This window comes from Novosphingobium sp. BL-S-19 (assembly GCF_055521675.1).
The window spans coordinates 2730001-2743626 of the sequence record NZ_CM145498.1 but is presented as its reverse complement, the minus strand read 5'-3'; the positions used below and the strand labels follow the sequence as shown (position 1 = coordinate 2743626).

15 protein-coding genes are annotated in these 13626 nt (G+C 64.6%); 12 read left to right on the top strand and 3 right to left on the bottom strand.

Annotation, left to right across the window (positions count from 1 at the left end):
* Positions 1-27: 27 nt before the first annotated feature.
* Entirely contained in the window at positions 28-1128 is a 1101-nt protein-coding gene (locus ACZ1JV_RS21105; protein ID WP_465135682.1) for a branched-chain amino acid aminotransferase, read from the bottom strand.
* 764 nt (positions 1129-1892) lie between these two features.
* Positions 1893-2429, bottom strand: a complete 537-nt coding sequence (locus ACZ1JV_RS21100) for a hypothetical protein (RefSeq protein WP_465150383.1) — start codon at positions 2427-2429, stop codon at positions 1893-1895.
* A gap of 47 nt (positions 2430-2476) precedes the next feature.
* Between ACZ1JV_RS21100 and ACZ1JV_RS21095 the strand changes: the two genes are divergently transcribed.
* The 8 genes from ACZ1JV_RS21095 to ACZ1JV_RS21060 all read left to right on the top strand — a co-directional run bounded on the left by ACZ1JV_RS21095 (position 2477) and on the right by ACZ1JV_RS21060 (position 8511).
* A complete protein-coding gene (locus ACZ1JV_RS21095) occupies positions 2477-3253 on the top strand; it encodes a TlyA family RNA methyltransferase (protein ID WP_465150382.1) in 777 nt (258 codons plus the stop codon).
* A 115-nt stretch (positions 3254-3368) separates the two neighbouring features.
* Entirely contained in the window at positions 3369-3923 is a 555-nt protein-coding gene (locus ACZ1JV_RS21090; protein ID WP_465150381.1) for a TspO/MBR family protein, read from the top strand.
* 47 nt (positions 3924-3970) lie between these two features.
* Positions 3971-4219 carry an accessory factor UbiK family protein gene (locus ACZ1JV_RS21085; protein ID WP_395332228.1) on the top strand — a complete coding sequence of 83 codons (249 nt, stop codon included), beginning with the start codon at positions 3971-3973 and terminating at the stop codon, positions 4217-4219.
* Between the two features lie 80 nt (positions 4220-4299).
* Positions 4300-4905 (top strand): DNA repair protein RecO, encoded by a 606-nt coding sequence (gene recO, locus ACZ1JV_RS21080; RefSeq protein ID WP_465150380.1) that lies wholly within the window; start codon positions 4300-4302, stop codon positions 4903-4905.
* Between the two features lie 20 nt (positions 4906-4925).
* Entirely contained in the window at positions 4926-5969 is a 1044-nt protein-coding gene (gene leuB / locus ACZ1JV_RS21075) for a 3-isopropylmalate dehydrogenase (protein WP_465150379.1), read from the top strand.
* Between the two features lie 44 nt (positions 5970-6013).
* A complete protein-coding gene (locus tag ACZ1JV_RS21070) occupies positions 6014-7198 on the top strand; it encodes a glycosyltransferase (RefSeq protein WP_465150378.1) in 1185 nt (394 codons plus the stop codon).
* On the top strand, positions 7153-7836 hold the full coding sequence (locus ACZ1JV_RS21065) for a DUF2238 domain-containing protein (RefSeq protein ID WP_465150377.1): 684 nt from the start codon (positions 7153-7155) through the stop codon (positions 7834-7836). Before ACZ1JV_RS21070 ends, ACZ1JV_RS21065 begins: the two co-directional genes overlap by 46 nt.
* Positions 7837-7953: 117 nt before the next feature.
* Positions 7954-8511: a hypothetical protein gene (locus tag ACZ1JV_RS21060; protein ID WP_465150376.1), complete on the top strand. Its 558-nt coding sequence runs from the start codon at positions 7954-7956 to the stop codon at positions 8509-8511.
* A gap of 174 nt (positions 8512-8685) precedes the next feature.
* On the opposite strand, the gene ACZ1JV_RS21055 is transcribed toward ACZ1JV_RS21060, so the two are convergent.
* Entirely contained in the window at positions 8686-9972 is a 1287-nt protein-coding gene (locus ACZ1JV_RS21055; RefSeq protein ID WP_465150375.1) for a phospholipid carrier-dependent glycosyltransferase, read from the bottom strand.
* A gap of 101 nt (positions 9973-10073) precedes the next feature.
* Here ACZ1JV_RS21055 and ACZ1JV_RS21050 point away from each other — a divergent pair, with 101 nt between their 5' ends.
* From ACZ1JV_RS21050 to ACZ1JV_RS21035, 4 genes are all read left to right on the top strand, one after another.
* Positions 10074-11282, top strand: coding sequence for a trans-sulfuration enzyme family protein (locus tag ACZ1JV_RS21050; RefSeq protein ID WP_465150374.1), 1209 nt, complete (start codon positions 10074-10076; stop codon positions 11280-11282).
* Positions 11279-12664, top strand: a complete 1386-nt coding sequence (locus ACZ1JV_RS21045) for a PAS domain S-box protein (RefSeq protein WP_465152620.1) — start codon at positions 11279-11281, stop codon at positions 12662-12664. The genes ACZ1JV_RS21050 and ACZ1JV_RS21045 overlap by 4 nt, the downstream gene beginning before the upstream one ends.
* A gap of 90 nt (positions 12665-12754) precedes the next feature.
* Positions 12755-13153 (top strand): Co2+/Mg2+ efflux protein ApaG, encoded by a 399-nt coding sequence (apaG, locus tag ACZ1JV_RS21040; protein ID WP_465135671.1) that lies wholly within the window; start codon positions 12755-12757, stop codon positions 13151-13153.
* Entirely contained in the window at positions 13150-13605 is a 456-nt protein-coding gene (locus ACZ1JV_RS21035; protein WP_465150373.1) for a hypothetical protein, read from the top strand. Before apaG ends, ACZ1JV_RS21035 begins: the two co-directional genes overlap by 4 nt.
* The last annotated feature ends 21 nt before the right edge of the window (positions 13606-13626 follow it).

The following is a 13626-nucleotide window of genomic DNA, read 5'->3' as shown; positions in this document are numbered from 1 at the left end:
CTTTTCGTTTGTCGTGGCCTGAGGGCCTCAGGCGATCTTGTGGATCCAGTTGTGCGTGTCCGCCGCTTCGCCGCGCTGGATCGAAACCAGACGGTTCTTCAGCTTGGCGGTGAGCTGGCCGGGGCCGCCCGAACCGATGGTGAATTCACCATCGCGGCCCGAAACCTTGCCGACCGGGGTGACGACGGCGGCAGTGCCGCAGGCGAACGTCTCGATCAGCTTGCCCGATGTGGCATCGGCGCGCCACTGGTCCAGGCTGTACTTGCCTTCCACCACCTTCAGGCCTTCCTCACGCGCCAGCTGCAGCAGGCTGTCGCGGGTGATGCCGGGCAGGATCGTGCCGGTGAGGGCAGGGGTCAGCAGGGTGCCGTCCTCGAACACGAAGTAGAGGTTCATGCCGCCCAGTTCCTCGATCCACTTGTGCTCTGCAGCGTCGAGGAAGACGACCTGATCGTGCCCGCGTGAGATCGCTTCGGCCTGTGGCACCAGGCTGGCAGCATAGTTGCCGCCGCACTTGGCCGCACCGGTGCCGCCGGGGGCGGCACGGGTATAGTCCGAAACCCAGATCGAGACGGCCGGTGCGCCCGACTTGAAGTAGTTGCCCGCCGGGCTGGCGATGACGATGAACTTGTACTGCTTGGCCGGACGCACGCCCAGAAACGCCTCGGTGGCGATCATGAACGGGCGCAGGTAGAGCGAGGCGCCCTCGGCGGCCGGGATCCAGTCACGGTCGGCCTGCACCAGGCGCTCGATCGCCTCGATGAACAGCGCTTCGGGCAGTTCGGGCATGGCGAGACGCTCTGCCGACTTGTTGAAGCGCGCGGCATTGGCTTCGGGGCGGAACAGCGCGATCGAGCCGTCGGCCTGCTTGTAGGCCTTCAGGCCTTCGAAGATTTCCTGCGCATAGTGCAGCACGGCGGCTGCCGGATCGAGCGCGATCGGCTGACGCGGGCCTACCACGGCATCGTGCCAACCCTTCCCTTCGGTCCATTCGACCACGACCATGTGGTCGGAGAAATTGGTGCCGAAGCCGGGGTTGGCGAGAATGGTCTCGCGCGTTTCGGCGCTGGTCGGCGCGGGGTGGGGCAGAGTGCTGAAAGTCAGGCCGGCATCGGCGAGCGTCGCCATCGAACGAAATCCTCTAAACTGAGATTGCTGGCGCCTCTGAACGAAAATTACGCGCGGCGCAATCAAAAAGTAATTTTGATACTCTGTCTTATAGCTTTAGCACGGCGACAAAGCCGGATGAACCGGCAACTTTGGCCTAGGCTGCGGCAGCATGCTCTTGCCCCCGCTTTACGGTAAGGGCCAGTGCGAAATTCGCCTTCGCGCTTGCGCAATGGCGGGCCGGTGCCTGTGGAGGCGCGCTGCTGGAAGACTAGAGGAAAGCCCAAAATGAGAAGGGCCGCCCCGGTTGCCCGGTGCGGCCCTTCGCATGGTCAGCGGCCGGGAGTGCCGCCAGCGAAAGCCTTTATCGCGAATTCAATTCAGCGATAATGCCTCGCGACGGAAAAAGCCGACCTCTCTGCTGAACCATGAGACATCGGATCACCTCCTTTCGCGCTGTTTGAGCCATAGGGCGCCGCTGGTTAAAGCGGCTGGGCTTCGGGGTGCTTCCGGGCGCGTTTCCCAGGGTCCCTCTGCCCTGTTCAAATGTGTCTCCGATTCCGCAGCGCACAACAAGTCTTGTATTCGTTTTTTTTGCGGTCATTATTGATGCTTCGGGCCAGTTATCCCCAGCCTTTGAGCCGCATTGAAGCTCGATTGCCGGGGCAGCCGAGTGCGGCCTGAAAGCGCCTTTTTTGCTGCAGAAATCGACCGCCGAACGGGTGCCGAAACGCCTTTTCGGGCGTGCGGCGATTCCCGTTCACAAGTGCACTTTGGCGAGGGTCTTATCGGCAGTCCTCGACCACGCGAGAGACTTCGGTCCAACTGGGCACGTAAAGCGTGGCTGCGCCCGGCGCTTCGATGGCGAAACGGCCTTTGCTGAACGCTATCGAATCGAGCAGTGCGTCGCGCGCGGGCAGGGCGACGGACAGCCCGGTCGTGCCTGCCGTGGCCGCCAGCGTGCGCGCGGTTTCTGAAGTGCGCACGACCAGCGTGGGGGTGCTTGCGGTACCGGCGCGGGTCAGGGTGACGGTGGCAGCCGGCCGATTGCAGGTAAGCGTGACCAGACCGTCCGCAAAGCTGGCGGCGCCCGGGGCGGTCATGCGCCAGTCGCCGGGCGTCTGCGGCGCATCCTGCCAGCTGGCGGGCGGCGGAGGTGGAGGGGGCGGCGGCTGAGTCGGCGCCGGGCGCGGGACGGGCGGCGGCGCCTTGGGCGCAGGCACGCAGGCGGCGAGCAGCGCCAGCACGGTCAGCGGGGCGCTTGCGACAAGTTTGCGGGGGAACGACGGGACGGCTGCGAGCCGGCGCGGATTTGCCTTCATGGCCCCGGTATGGAATGAGGCGCGCTCCTTCTCAAGTACGCAAAGCCATGACCGACCCGTCCGAGCCCCGACATATCGAAAAGAAAAGCCCTTCCAAGGTGCGCGTGGATCAGATGCTGGTCGATCGCGGCCTAGTCGAAAGCCGCACGCGGGCGCAGGCGCTGGTGCTGGCCGGGCTGGTGTTTTCGGGCGAGACGAAGATCGCCAAGCCCGGCCAGAGCATCAAGGCCGATGCCCCGCTGGAAGTGCGCGGGCGCGATCATCCCTGGGTTTCGCGCGGCGGGATCAAGCTGGCGCATGCGATCGAGCATTTCCAGCTGGACCCCACCGGCGTCACCGCGATGGATATCGGCAGTTCGACCGGCGGTTTCACCGATGTGCTGCTGACGAACGGGGCTGAGCATGTCTTCGCCGTCGATTCGGGCACCAACCAGCTGGCGTGGAAGCTGCGGCAGGACCCGCGCGTCACCGTGCTGGAGCAGACCAGCGCGCGCATCCTGACGCCGAACGAGATTGATCGGCCGTGCACATGGGTGGTCTGCGATGCCAGCTTCATTGCGCTATCCAAGGTTCTGGAAGTGCCGCTGCGCCTTGCCGCGCCGCAATGCAGGGTAGTGGCGCTGATCAAGCCGCAGTTCGAAGTGGGGCGCAACGAAGTGGGCAAGGGCGGCGTCGTGCGCGATCCGGTGCTGCACGAACGCGTCTGCGGCGAAGTGCGCGACTGGCTGGAGGGAGAGGGCTGGGCGATCCAGGGGATCGTCGAAAGCCCGATCAAGGGGCCGGAAGGAAACGTGGAATTCCTCATCTCCGCATCACGGGGATGACGGTTTCCGGGCGGGCCGGGCGACTTTTGCGCTGCGCATGCATTGCGTGTTGGCATTTGTCGTACCACAAACCGCCAGACTTGATGGTTTTTCCTGATTCGGGGGTTGCCAGGGAATGAACCCGATTGCCTCACCGGCCCAGTTGCGTGCCAGCCTTTTGCGCTGGGCACTGGTGCTCGTGCCGTTGATCGTGCTGTTGGGCTTTCTTTCGGGCAAGATTGCCGGAAGCGGGCCGGGCAACGCGTGGTTCGACGCGCTTGCCAAGCCCGGCATCTATCCGCCACCGATCACTTTCGCGATCGTCTGGACATTGCTCTACGTCATCATGGGGCTGGCGCTGGCGATGATCTGCGCGGCGCGGGGCGCTCGCGGCCGGGGCGTGGCAGTGATCGCCTTCGTCGTGCAGTTCGTGCTCAACCTGGCGTGGAGCCCGGTGTTTTTCGCGCTGCACAAGATGACCGGCGGGTTGGTGGTGCTGGGGCTGCTGGTGGCGGCGGTGATCGTCACGATCCTGCTGTTCGCCCGCGTTCGGCCCGTCGCCGCGCTGCTGCTGGTGCCGTATCTCGCGTGGATCTGCTTCGCGAGTTACCTGAACTTCGCGTTCCTCCAGCTCAATCCGGACATGGACGGCGTGGAAGGCCCACGCGCGGTAGAGCGTTTCAACATCTAAACACGGTCCCTCTTGCGTGCGGGGCCGTGAACGACCAAATAGCCCCCATGCAAAGCGAAAACCCCTTCGTCGCCGATTTCGTCAAGATGATGAACAGCGCTGCCGGCACGCTGGCCGGTGTCGGCCGCGAGGCGCGCGACAATGCGCGTGAGCGCTTCCGTGAATTCATGGGCGACATGGACTTCGTCAGCCGCGAGGAGTTTGAGGCCGTGAAGGAAATGGCCGCCACCGCGCGTGGCGAGATCGAGGACCTGAAGGCCCGCATCGCCAAGCTTGAAGGCAAGTCGGGCGAGTGATCGCCTGCCGGGGCAGTCTTTCGTGAGCCTGCCTCGCTCCATCTCGCTCCGCGTTTCCTGAAGCCCCAGTAGCCGCAGCCATGCAGTTGCGCGCCCCTGCCATCGTCTGTGCCACCCGGCCCCACGGCGAAACCGCCGTCATCGCCCGGTTACTGACCGAAGAGGCGGGGATCGTTGCCGCCTATGTCGCCGGAGGGCGCGGGCGGCAGCTTCGCCCGGTGCTGATCCCCGGCAACCTTGTCGAAGCGGACTTGCGCTCGAAAACCGACGAGCAGCTTCCTTTCGCGCGCATCGAACTGATCGAATCTCGCGGGCCCTGGCTCAGCGAGCCATTGCCCGCCGCGGCGATTTCGTGGGTTACGGCGCTGGCGGCCGCCGCGCTGCCCGAGCGACAGGCTTTCCCCGCGCTCTATCAGGCACTCGCCGCCGTGCTCGATGCGATCTGCGTCGCGCCCTCCGCGCGGGGCTGGGTCATGCCCTTGCTTTCCTTCGAAGTCCTGCTCCTCCGCGAACTGGGATACGGGGTTCCGGTGGACCGTCCGGCGGATGACGACTGGGGGGCGATCCTTGATACTTTCGACCGGCTCGGCCCCGAGCTTGCGCGCTATCCGCTTGCCGAACGGCGCGGAGACGCTATGGGGGCGCGCGTCCTGCTGCGCGAGCGGCTCAGGCGGATTCACGGCTAAACGCCCAACGGAGAACGTACATGCGCATTGCAGTATTTGCAGGAGACGGGATCGGTCCCGAGGTCACCGAGCAGGCAGTGCGTGTTCTCAAGGCGCTTGAACTTCCCGGCCTCGAACTGGTCGAGGGCGATGTCGGCGGCGTTGCCTATCGCAAGCATGGCCATCCGCTGCCCGCCGAAACGCTGGAGATCGCGCGCTCTGCCGATGCGATCCTGTTCGGCGCGGTGGGCGATTTCTCGTGCGACCATCTTGAGCGTCACCTGCGTCCCGAACAGGCCATCCTTGGCCTGCGCAAGGAACTGGGCCTTTTCGCAAACCTGCGCCCGGCGCGCGTGTTCCCCGGTCTGGAAGACCTGACCACGCTGCGCGAGGAAGTGGCGGCGAAGATCGACCTGCTGATCGTGCGCGAGCTGAACGGCGATGTGTACTTCGGCGAGAAGGGCATCCGCACGCTGGAAGACGGCCGCCGTCAGGGCTGGGATATGATGTCTTATGCCGAAGACGAAGTGCGCCGCATCGCCCATGCCGGTTTTCAGGCGGCGATGACCCGTTCCAAGAAGCTCTGCTCGGTGGACAAGGCCAACGTTCTCGAAACCTCGCAGCTGTGGCGCGATGTGGTGATCGAGGTTGCCAAGGAATACCCCGAGGTCGAACTCAGCCACATGTACGTGGACAATGCCGCGATGCAGCTGGTGAAGAACCCCGGCCAGTTCGACGTGATCGTCACCGGCAACCTGTTCGGCGACATTCTTTCCGATCAGGCCTCGATGTGCGTGGGCTCGATCGGTCTGCTCGCTTCGGCCAGCCTTGCCGAAGGCTCCTACGGCCTTTATGAGCCCATCCACGGTTCGGCGCCCGATATCGCCGGCAAGGGGCTTGCCAATCCGATGGCGACGATCCTTTCGGCAGCCATGCTGCTGCGCCACTCGCTGGGCCTTGAGGCCGAGGCAGTGCGGATCGAGGCTGCGGTGGCGAAGACGCTGGCCGACGGGATCAAGGGCGGCGATCTTGGCGGCTCGGCAGGCACCCGTGAGATCGGGGATGCAGTCGTAGCGCGTCTTTGACCGCGACTAAGGTTTCTTCAGATTTACCACGTAAAACAGGGCGCATGAACATTACCTCTTCCGATCTTGCAGAGGCCGTAGACGTTGCCGCAGCTCAGGCCGCGAAGCCGCTTGAGCTGGCGGTCGTTCTGCCGACCTACAACGAGCGCAAGAACCTTGCGACGATGATCGATCGCCTCGACAAGGCGCTGAAGGGCGTCGTGTGGGAAGCGGTCTTCGTTGACGACAACAGCCCGGACGGCACTTCGGACGAGGCACGCAACCTGTCTCTTCGCGACCCGCGCGTGCGCTGCATCCAGCGCATCGGCCGCCGGGGCCTTGCCAGTGCCGCGATCGAGGGCATGTGCTCCACCGCCGCGCCCGTCGTGGCGGTGATGGACGCGGATCATCAGCACGATCCCGAATTGCTGCCGCAGATGCTGAAGGCGATCACCTCGGACGAGTACGACCTGGCCTATGCCTCGCGCTTCGCCGAAGGCGCCAGCACCGAGGCATGGGGCCGGCCCGACCGCGTGAAGGCTTCGGGCCTTGCCAACAAGATTGCCAACAAGGTCACCGGCGTCGATCTTTCCGACCCGATGAGCGGCTTCTTCATGCTGCAGACCAAGACTCTGCGGGCCGACGCGCATCGGCTCTCGGGCGTGGGTTTCAAGATCCTGCTCGACATCCTGGCAACGGTGGACACACCGCTGCGGGTCAAGGAGTTTCCCCTGAACTTCGCCGCGCGCGCGGAAGGCGAGAGCAAGCTGGACAGGACGGTCGTGTTCGAATTCCTCATCGGTCTTTACGACAAGTGGCTCGGCCGCTTCATTCCCACCCGCTTCGCCCTGTTCGGCACGGTCGGCGGCCTGGGCGCAGTGCTGCACATGACGGTGCTGGCGCTGGTTCTGCACCTGTTCGGCGCGGAATTCGCGATGAGCCACTATCCCAAGGAAGCGGCCTTCATCACCGGCCAGACGATCGCGGCCATCGTCGCGATGACGTTCAACTTCGTGCTGAACAACGAACTGACCTACGCCGACAAGCGACTGCGCGGCTTCGGCCCGCTGGTGCGTGGCTGGGCGCAGTTTGCGCTGACTTGCGCCTTCGGCATGATCGCCAATATCGGTGCATCGACGGCGCTAGTCCGCATCGGTTTCCATGACTATGCGGCGGCGATCATCGGCATCGTGCTGGCTTCGGTTTGGAACTTCGCGCTGTCGAACAAGTTCGTCTGGGGCAAGTACTGACCTCCGGAACCACCGCGCGGCACGGCGTGCCGCGCGTACAGATCGGGCTGCTGCTGCTTACGGCGGCAGCGGCCGTTTTCAGTCTTGTCGATACGCCGTTTCCGCGGCTTGCGCCCTTGCAGAACCTGCCGACGCTGGCGGTTCTTGCCGCGATAGGCTGGTCGCTGCGGCGTTGGCCGATGCCGACAAGCGCGATTGCCTGCCTTTGCCTGTTCCTGATCCTGCACACGATCGGCGGGCGCTACATCTATTCCTACGTTCCCTATGAGGACTGGGCGCGTACGCTCGGCCTGCCTTCGCCCGCCGCCACGCTGGGGCTGGAGCGCAATTCGTGGGACCGATTGGTCCACTTCGCGTTCGGCGCGCTCTGGGTGCATCCGATCTCGGCCTGGCTGGCGCGTCACAAGGGGCTGTCTCCGGCGCTTGCGACCTACATCGCCGTCGAGTTCGTGCTGGCGGGCAGCGCGCTTTACGAAATCTTCGAATGGCTGCTGACGGTGTTCATGGCCGGGCCCGATGCGCTGGCCTACAATGGCCAGCAGGGCGATCCGTGGGATCCCCAGAAGGATATGGCGATGGCGGGGCTCGGTGCGGTCAGCGCCGCGATCGTCCTGCGGTTGAACGCGCGCCGGAAGTAACGCGGGTGTCGTCTGTCGGCGTTACTTGAACGTTTGCCGAAGTTGTTTTGAATAGATCGCCGTAATCCTGTTTCTCCTTTCTCGCGAATTGGCCCTCATGGGGCCGGGGAGAAGGCGATGATCTTTCACGTTTCCATCGATGCACGCGATCCGCAGCGCGTCGCCGAAGTGCTGGCCGAACTCATGGGCGGCGAAGCGACGCCGTTTCCGCCGGTGGCCGAGGGCAGCTGGCTCGCCCATGCGGGTGACGATCGCAACACGATGGTGGAGGTCTATCCGCGCGGCACGCAGCTGGTGGAAGCGCCGGGCAAGGCCGATTTCCTTGGCGTGCCGGGGGAGGGCGGCTTGACCTCCACGCACTTCGCGATGGCGACGCAGCTTGGCCCCGCGCAGATCTTCCTGATCGCCGCGCGCGAAGGTTGGCCTGCCAAGTACTGCAAGCGCGGCGGTGCCTTCGGCGTGATCGAGCTATGGATGGAAGGCAATCGGGTGGTGGAAGTGCTCACGCCCGAGATTGCCTGCCAAGTACTGCAAGCGCGGCGGTGCCTTCGGCGTGATCGAGCTATGGATGGAAGGCAATCGGGTGGTGGAAGTGCTCACGCCCGAGATGCAGGCGGAATACCTTGCGGCAGTGACCTTGCCGAATTGGAAGGCGATGCTGGCCCATGGGGATGAGAAGCATCGCGTGATGGCGTGAGTGGGTTGCGGTCTGGAACCAACACTCATTCGTCATCCCCGCGAAGGCGGGGATCCCGCTTCCTGCCTGCGGCGTAGCGAAGAACAAGCGGGCCCCCCGCCTTCGCGGGGGCGACGAAGTGCTATTGGAAAGCTACTGCGAGAACGGTTCGGTCAGCGCCAGCTCGGCAGCCACATCCAGAAGTTGTAGGTCTCGTCGCTCGGCAGCGGCAGGCCCGAGATGATCGGGAAGAACAGCACGAACATGCCGAGCGTCACCGCCATCGAAAGCGTCGCCAGCTTGCGCCAGCGGTCCTTGCGCTGCCACAGCGCGTCCAGCGCGAAGGCCAGCAGCGCCATCAGGAAGGCGCCCGGCAGCAGGTAGTGGTAGTAGAACTGCACGGGCTTGCCGTTCACCGCCCAGATCATCAGCGTGGCGGCATAGAGCACGCAGAAGGCTGCGATGTCGCCCCGGCGGCGGAACAGTGCCGCCCACAGGCCCCAGAAGAACGCCAGCAGGCCCGCCAGCATCGAGAACGGATTGCCCAGCATCACGATGCCGCGATGCGCGCCGTCGACGTTCTTGAACAGGTACCAGATCACCCGCCAGTCGACCGCCCACTGATACCAGAAGCTGCGATAGGGGTGCGGCTTCTTCACGCTATCCTGCAGGCGCACCATCAGCTCGTGCTGGCCGATGAAGTCGTAGGGAGAAAGCGTGAGGCGTGCGTAGAACATCGCCGGTGCGTAAGTGGCCCAGTAGACGGCGAGGGGCAGCAGGCCGAGCCAGAAAACCGCCTCTACCAGCGAGATGCCGGGGATCGGTCCCGCACGGCGCTTGCCAATGAACTTCCAGCCCGTCTCCCGCACGCGCAGCACGAAGAAGCACAGGCCCGGCATGATCAGCGCCGGCGCACTGCTCCACTTGGCACCGAGCGAAAGGCCCATGGCGACGCCGGCCAGAGCCAGGCGCACGCGCGCCGCGCCGGTGGTCTTGGCGTTCAGCGCGGCGGCGAACTGCCACAGGCCGACCATGCACATGGCCGCCTCCACCATGTCCAGCATGGCGATGCGGCTCTGGATGAACCACATGAAGTTGGTCGCCAGCAGCACGATCGCGGTGATCGTCGCCCGGCGGCGGTGGGAAGCGTGCCAGACCAGCCGCCCGAAGGCGAACAGGCCCGCCGTGCCGAACAGCAGTGGCCCCAGTCGCCAGCCCATCGGCTTGTCGCCCAGGAAGTGGATGAAGGTGGCGATCACTTCCTTGCCGAACAGCGGATGCTCTCGATTCGTGGGAATCAGCTGGAGCATCTTCAGCGCGGCGGGAACGTAGTGAACCTCGTCGAAATAATAGACGCTGGGTGTCGCCAGCCGCCACAGCGCCAGTGCGAAGAAAAGTGCGGTAACGGCAAGGCACCAGCCGAGCGGGTCACGGTCGTAGCGGGAAGCGTTCGGCAGCATTGAAGGCGCGGAATAAGGGGGATGCGGGGCGACTGCAAGGGTGCCAAGAAGCGTGTCACCGGCGCTTGCATCCTTGCCTTCGCGATCCTAGAGCCGTGCCCATGAAACGCACCACCGGACAGGACCGTACCAAGACCCGCAACTGGCGCCCGGCCACCCGCGCGATCCGCGGGGGAACCTGGCGCTCGGAAATGGGGGAGACCAGCGAAGCGCTGTTCCTCACCTCGGGCTATTCCTATGACGATGCCGCCACCGTTGCCGCCCGCTTCATGGGCGAGGACGACGGCATGACCTATTCGCGTCTCCAGAACCCGACCGTGCAGATGCTGGAAGAACGCATCGCTCTGCTGGAAGGGGCCGAGGCGTGCCGCACGCAGGCGTCGGGCATGGCGGCGATGACCGCCGCGCTGCTCTGCCAGCTTTCGGCGGGCGACCACATGGTTTCCGCACGCGCCGCCTTCGGTTCGTGCCGCTGGCTGGGCGACAGCCTGCTGCCGCGCTTCGGCGTGGACGTGACGGTGGTGGACGCTACTGACCTTTCCGCGTGGGAAGCGGCGATCCGCCCCAACACCAAGGTGTTCTTCTTCGAAACCCCGGCGAACCCGACGATGGACGTCGCCGATCTTGCCGCCATTGCCGAAATCGCCAAGGCCCACGGCATCACCACCGTGGTGGACAACGCCTTCTGCAGCCCCGCGCTCCAGCGTCCGCTGGAATTCGGCATCGACGTGGTTGCCTATTCGGCCACCAAGCTGATGGACGGGCAGGGCCGCGTGCTGGCCGGCGCCGTCTGCGGCAGCGAGGAATTCATCAACGACAAGCTACTGCCGTTCCAGCGCAACACCGGGCCGAACCTGTCGCCGTTCAACGCCTGGGTGGTGCTGAAGGGTCTTGAGACGCTGGACCTGCGCGCCAAGAAGCAGAGCGAGAACGCCCTGAAGGTCGGCCAGTTCGTCGCCGGCCGGGTGCCGAAGATCTTGCACCCCTGGCTGGACAGCCACCCGGCGCAGGCACTGGCGATGAAGCAGATGGACGCTTGCGGCCCGATCTTCTCCTTTGTCCTCGACGGTGGCCGCGCGCAGGCGCATGCGCTGCTGGATGCGCTGGAGCTGATCGACATCTCCAACAACATCGGCGACTCGCGTTCGCTGATGTGCCATCCTGCCTCCACGACGCACCACAACATGGGGCCGGAGGCGCGAGAGGCGATGGGAATCGGTGAAGGCATGCTGCGCATCAACATCGGTCTGGAAGATCCCGAGGATCTGATCGCGGATCTCGATCAGGCGCTGGCCAAGGCGGGTCTCTGAATCCTTCCGAACCTGGCCCCCAGCTTGGGACCGACGCCGCGGCCTTCCTTGCGGCGATCGTCGAATCGAGCGACGATGCCATCGTCGGCAAGTCGCTCGACGGCACGATCCTCAGCTGGAACCAGGCGGCCGAACGCATCTTCGGATGGCCGGCCGCCGAAATCGTCGGCATGAACGTCCGCACGCTGATCCCGGAGGATCGGCTGGCGGAGGAGGACGCGATCATCGCCAGCATCACGCGGGGCGAGCGCGTGCCGATGTTCGAAACGGTGCGCCGTCGGAAGGACGGCAGCCCGATCGACGTGGCGGTCACAGTTTCCCCCGTGCGCGATGCCAGTGGCCGGGTGGTCGCCGCCAGCAAGATCGCCCGCGACATCGGTCCCAAGAAGCAGACACTGCGCCGGCTTGAGGAAAGCGAGGCGCGGCTCAGCCTGCTGGCGGATAACATGTCGCAGTTGGCGTGGATTGCCGAAAGCGACGGCAAGGTGATCTGGCGCAACAAGCGCTGGTTCGACTACACCGGCACCACGCCCGAAGAGATGCGGGGTGAAGGGCGCCGGACGGTGCAGCACCCCGACTATATCGAGTCGGTGAACGCGCGCTTCCATGAACATCTCGCCTCGGGCGAGGATTGGGAAGATACGTTCCCGCTGCGCGGCGCCAACGGCGAATGGCGCTGGTTCCTTTCCCGCGCGACGCCGATTCGCGATATCGACGGGGCGGTGCTGTTCTGGTTCGGCACCAATACCGATGTGACCGAGATGCGCGATGCCGAACAGCGCATCGAACTGCTGCTTCAGGAAGTGAACCACCGCAGCAAGAACATGCTGGCGATCATCCAGTCGCTGGCGCGCCGCACCGATATCGCGCGGCCGGACTTCCTCGAAAGGCTGGAACAGCGCATCCGCAGCCTTGCCGCCAATCAGGACCTGCTGGTGCGGCGCGCCTGGGCGCACATCCCGGTTTGCGAGATGGTGGACGCGCAATTGCAGACGTTGGGCGATGCGCGCGGCCAGGTGGATTGCCACGGGCCGGAAGTGATGCTGTCACCCGGCGCAGCAGAGGCCCTGGCGATGGCCCTTCACGAGATGGGCACCAATGCGCTGAAGTACGGCGCCCTTTCCAGCATGACCGGGCGCGTTGCAATCGAATGGTCGGTCAGCCCCGATGAGGCGGCGCAGGCCGGTGACGACAACGAACTGTTCCGCATCTCATGGCGTGAGCAGGGCGGCCCGCCCGTCTCGGCCCCCGAACGCCCCGGCTTCGGCACCCGCATCATCGTCGATGTGCCGCGCATGAAACTGAACGCGCATGTCGAGACAACTTACGACGCTGCCGGTTTCGCCTGGCAACTCCAATGTCCCGTTTCGGCATTATCGTGATCCACCGATAATTTTCCTGCGATTTGCGGGAGCAGGGCAATAGGTCTAAGAGTTGCGTATAAGTCGTTAACCGGTAAGGTTGGCCGTATCATGAAGGAATTGTTCCAACATAGCGCCATCACCGAAGGGGTGACCGTCCGCGTCGCGGTGAACTTTCTGCCCGAGCAGTCTCGTATCGAGGCGGGCAAATGGTTCTGGGTCTATCACATCCGGATCGAGAACGATTCGGATGACACGCTGCAGCTGATGACGCGCCACTGGCGCATCACGGACGGCAACGGTGAAGTGAACCTTGTCGAAGGTGAAGGCGTTGTGGGCGAACAGCCGGTGATCCGGCCCGGCCGCAGCCACGATTACGTATCGGGCTGCCCGCTCTCGACGCCGCAGGGCTCGATGGAAGGGCATTACACTTTCGTCCGCAGCGACGGTGAAGAGGTCGAGGCGCAGATTCCTTTCTTTCCGCTTGCCGCTCCCGCCCGCGTCGGGTGAGCGACGAAGCGCGTTCGGACTCTGGCGCTCGCGATGTTCAGGTTGAACATGGCTACGGCGATGATCCGCAATACTTTTTCGATGAGGGCGCGGCAGCTGATCGAAAGGCGCAGTGGGACTATTCTCAACACCTGATTGAAGAGGCGGGCGGCCGGGAGCAGATCCACAGCCTTGGCATGATGGCCGCGGCCGCCTTCATTCCCATGGTTTTCGTCGTGGTGCTGTGCGAGATGCTGGGCCTGCCGTCGTGGGTGATCATGGCCGTGCTGTTTCTGCCTATGATCGCCGTTCGCATATATCCGCTTTATCTGGCTCATCGATCGTCACGCCCGCTGCCGATCGGAAGAGGGCACTTTTTGCGCGGCCGAGCCAAAAGCCTGATGGCGCTGGTGGCCGCCGTGATCGTGGCAGCGTCAATCCTGCTTAAAGTCGTGCCCACCGGGCTGCATTGACTGCCATGCCGTGACCGCCTT

What these genes read in the sequence shown, in the direction of transcription:
- ACZ1JV_RS21105 (WP_465135682.1), bottom strand. Translation starts at nt 1,128, where the DNA reads ATGGCGACGCTCGCCGATGCCGGCCTGACTTTCAGCACTCTGCCCCAC.
- ACZ1JV_RS21100 (WP_465150383.1), bottom strand. Translation starts at nt 2,429, where the DNA reads ATGAAGGCAAATCCGCGCCGGCTCGCAGCCGTCCCGTCGTTCCCCCGC.
- ACZ1JV_RS21095 (WP_465150382.1), top strand. Translation starts at nt 2,477, where the DNA reads ATGACCGACCCGTCCGAGCCCCGACATATCGAAAAGAAAAGCCCTTCC.
- ACZ1JV_RS21090 (WP_465150381.1), top strand. Translation starts at nt 3,369, where the DNA reads ATGAACCCGATTGCCTCACCGGCCCAGTTGCGTGCCAGCCTTTTGCGC.
- ACZ1JV_RS21085 (WP_395332228.1), top strand. Translation starts at nt 3,971, where the DNA reads ATGCAAAGCGAAAACCCCTTCGTCGCCGATTTCGTCAAGATGATGAAC.
- recO (WP_465150380.1), top strand. Translation starts at nt 4,300, where the DNA reads ATGCAGTTGCGCGCCCCTGCCATCGTCTGTGCCACCCGGCCCCACGGC.
- leuB (WP_465150379.1), top strand. Translation starts at nt 4,926, where the DNA reads ATGCGCATTGCAGTATTTGCAGGAGACGGGATCGGTCCCGAGGTCACC.
- ACZ1JV_RS21070 (WP_465150378.1), top strand. Translation starts at nt 6,014, where the DNA reads ATGAACATTACCTCTTCCGATCTTGCAGAGGCCGTAGACGTTGCCGCA.
- ACZ1JV_RS21060 (WP_465150376.1), top strand. Translation starts at nt 7,954, where the DNA reads ATGATCTTTCACGTTTCCATCGATGCACGCGATCCGCAGCGCGTCGCC.
- ACZ1JV_RS21055 (WP_465150375.1), bottom strand. Translation starts at nt 9,972, where the DNA reads ATGCTGCCGAACGCTTCCCGCTACGACCGTGACCCGCTCGGCTGGTGC.
- ACZ1JV_RS21050 (WP_465150374.1), top strand. Translation starts at nt 10,074, where the DNA reads ATGAAACGCACCACCGGACAGGACCGTACCAAGACCCGCAACTGGCGC.
- apaG (WP_465135671.1), top strand. Translation starts at nt 12,755, where the DNA reads ATGAAGGAATTGTTCCAACATAGCGCCATCACCGAAGGGGTGACCGTC.